This is a genomic window from Zavarzinia sp. (assembly GCF_041650655.1).
Classification (GTDB): domain Bacteria; phylum Pseudomonadota; class Alphaproteobacteria; order Zavarziniales; family Zavarziniaceae; genus Zavarzinia.
The window spans coordinates 1-2583 of the sequence record NZ_JBAZKR010000281.1; the positions used below are offsets into that span (position 1 = coordinate 1).

General features: G+C 66.6%; 3 protein-coding genes and 1 pseudogene. 1 reads left to right on the forward strand and 3 read right to left on the reverse strand.

Annotated elements, in window-relative coordinates; genetic code table 11:
* Both WC493_RS23595 and WC493_RS23600 read right to left on the reverse strand, forming a co-directional pair.
* Positions 1–260, reverse strand: a pseudogene (locus WC493_RS23595) (hypothetical protein); the annotation flags it as partial.
* Between the two features lie 11 nt (positions 261–271).
* Complete coding sequence (locus WC493_RS23600) at positions 272–1354, reverse strand: DUF1214 domain-containing protein (protein WP_373069160.1); 1083 nt, start codon at positions 1352–1354, stop codon at positions 272–274.
* Between the two features lie 134 nt (positions 1355–1488).
* Between WC493_RS23600 and WC493_RS23605 the strand changes: the two genes are divergently transcribed.
* The gene (locus WC493_RS23605; RefSeq protein ID WP_373069162.1) at positions 1489–2121 is read left to right on the forward strand and encodes a TetR/AcrR family transcriptional regulator; all 633 of its coding nucleotides are present in this window, start codon (positions 1489–1491) and stop codon (positions 2119–2121) included.
* Here the strand turns inward: WC493_RS23605 and WC493_RS23610 are convergent.
* On the reverse strand, positions 2084–2583 hold a 500-nt coding region (locus WC493_RS23610; protein ID WP_373069164.1), incomplete at its 5' end, for a glutathione S-transferase C-terminal domain-containing protein. The two genes, WC493_RS23605 and WC493_RS23610, sit on opposite strands and share 38 nt — an antisense overlap.

Below are 2583 nucleotides of genomic sequence, written 5' to 3' on the forward strand. Positions count from 1 at the left end.
TCCGCCAGCACGCCGACCTCTTCCGCCGCGATCTCCGGATGATCCTTGAAGAGCTGGACCTTGCGCAGCCGCTCGCCCAGGTATTTGGTCAGGCTGGCCCCCTGGATATAGCCGCCCATCTCGGACAGGTCGGCTTCCTCGTTCAGCGCCTTCACCAGGGCGGCCAGCGGCACCTCGAACCAGGGATCGCCGAAATCGTCGAGACCCGTCTCGTTCCGCGCCGCCTGCTTCAGGTCCTCGACCGAGAATTGCACACCCATGGTTCCCCCTTTCAGATCTTGACGATGCGACAGTTCGGCAGCGGATGGCGATCCGCGCCGACCCAGCGCAGCAGAGCGGTGCCGCGGTTGTGGCCCGCGGTATCGATCCAATTGCCGAAGCCCGGATCGCGTGCGGCGATCACCAGCGTCACCGTGCCGTCCGGATTGAGCTTCGCCCCGTGCTTGTTCACCCAGATGCGGTGGAAGCGGTAATCGAGCGATTCCATCCACCAATTGTTGAGCTGGAAGTTCCAATAGGGGCAGTCCGGCACTTCGGTCTCGATCACCCAGGCCTCGTCGGGGCCGAGTTCGAAATAGCCGTGCAGATAGAAGATGTCGGGATCGCCGCCGGCGCGCTGGAACATCGCCTGTCCCCAGTCGGGCAGCTCGTTGGGCCGGGTCATGAACAGCTCGGTCCATTGCGCGAAGATGAAGGCGGTGCCCATCACGCCCATCGAAGCCTTCTGCAAGGCGTCGGTCAGATGAGCGGCCGACAGGGGCTGCGGCGCCGGGGGCGCACCGATCCGCTCGATCGAGTAACTGCCGGGCTGTTCGGTCGCATGGTCGAGATAGGATTGGCGCACCACGAGGAGCGTGCTGTCTTCGGCCAAGGGCAGCCAATTGCCCGGTTTCGGCGTCGCCGAGGCGATGATCTCGACGTCGCCATCCGGGCCGACGATCAGGCTGCGGTCGTTCAACTCGCCGGTCGACGACATGGTGCCGTCGATCGCATAGCGGTTGGCCTTCGAGCCGATCGAGAAATAGGAAATCGTGCCGCGCTTGCCCGTGATCCGGTAATCGCGGTCGCCCGCGATCGTCGCCGAGAGATAGACATTGTCCGGATTGTCGGCGCCGATCTTCACCGTCTCATGGGCGAGGCGGCGCAGGGCGGGGAAATCCGGATCGGCATATTCGACCGCCGATTCCAGGAAGGCGCGGGTCAGGCGGGAGAGATAGCGGATGCCCTCCGCCCGGTCGAACACCGTGGCCGGCACGCTCTCGCGCAGCAGGATGCTGCCCGCATTGGCCAATGTGGCGCAAAAATCCTGCCAGGCCGCGCCCGACAGGATGCGGTCGTCCTCGGCACCGCTCATGGTCCGCCCCTCCTCCGTTTCCAGACGCCGCTCGATTTGCCTTGGCGTTTTGGAAAATTTCCGTTTTCCTTGGCGACGATCATCGTCGCGGCAATCCTGCCGTCAAGGAATTTTTGTGCCGGAGGGGCGAATCGGTGGTACGGCGGAGCGAAGCGGAACTGCGCGAGGCGATCCTGGGGGCGGCCAGCGCCGTCTTCATGCGCGAGGGTTTCGGCGCCGCCAGCGTCGGCACCATCGCCCGGGAAGCCGGCGTCTCCACGAAGACGATCTATCGCTTCTACGAGAGCAAGACGGCGATCCTGACCGAAGTGATTTCGAGCTTCATGGCGCAGATGCTGCCCGGCCTCGATTCCGACGCGGTGACCAGCGAGGCGGACCTCGCGCCGGTGCTGACCCGGATCCTGCTCGAACTTTCCAACTATGGGCTGTCGGCCGGCGGCGTCGCGGCCAACCGGCTGGCGGCCACCGAAGTGCTGCGCGTGCCGGAAATGATCGCCGCCTATTACCGCGAGGGCCACGAGAAGATCATCGCCGCCGTCGGCCGCTGGCTGCGCCGGCAGGAACAGGCAGGCTTCATCGTGGTCGGCGATGCCGACCGCGCGGCGGCCATGCTGCTCTCCATGGTCTTCGCCGATCTGACGCGCGAATCCATGGTCAGCGGCGAACCGCCGGCGGAAGACCGCATCCGCGCCTGGATCGAGGCGGGCGTGGCGATCTTCCTCTCGGGCGTCAGGCGGCCGGCGCCGCCTCGAAAATCCCCGGCATGACGATGAAGCCGGGCAAGCGGCGGAAACGGTCGAGCCAGCGGCGCACCGCCGGATAGTCGATCCGCGAGATCCCGCCTTCTTCCGACAGCATGATGTCCGGGAAACAGGCGACATCGGCCACGGTCGGATGATCGCCGGGGCAGAGCCATTCCTGCCCCGCCGCCTCGGCGAACCAGAGGTGCTTTTCGAGGGCGCCGAGCAGGCGATGCGCCTCGCCCCGCGCCGCGGCGATATCGAGCGGCAGCATCATGCCGTCGTGCAGCCGGGCCGCCCCCGCCGTCGCCGCCAGCGCCCCGGCGAAGGAAAGCCATTGCTGCACGGCCCCCGCCTGCGCCAACGGATACCAGGCCGAACCGGCCCCGAGATGGACCAGGATCGCCTGCGGATCGTCGAGCACCAGATCGCCGTCGAGCAGGGCCGGTAGCCGTCCGAGCGGGCTGATCCGCCGGTACCAGGCACTGT

Coding starts and splice junctions, on each gene's coding strand:
- WC493_RS23600 (WP_373069160.1), bottom strand. CDS start 1,354: ATGAGCGGTGCCGAGGACGACCGCATCCTGTCGGGCGCGGCCTGGCAG.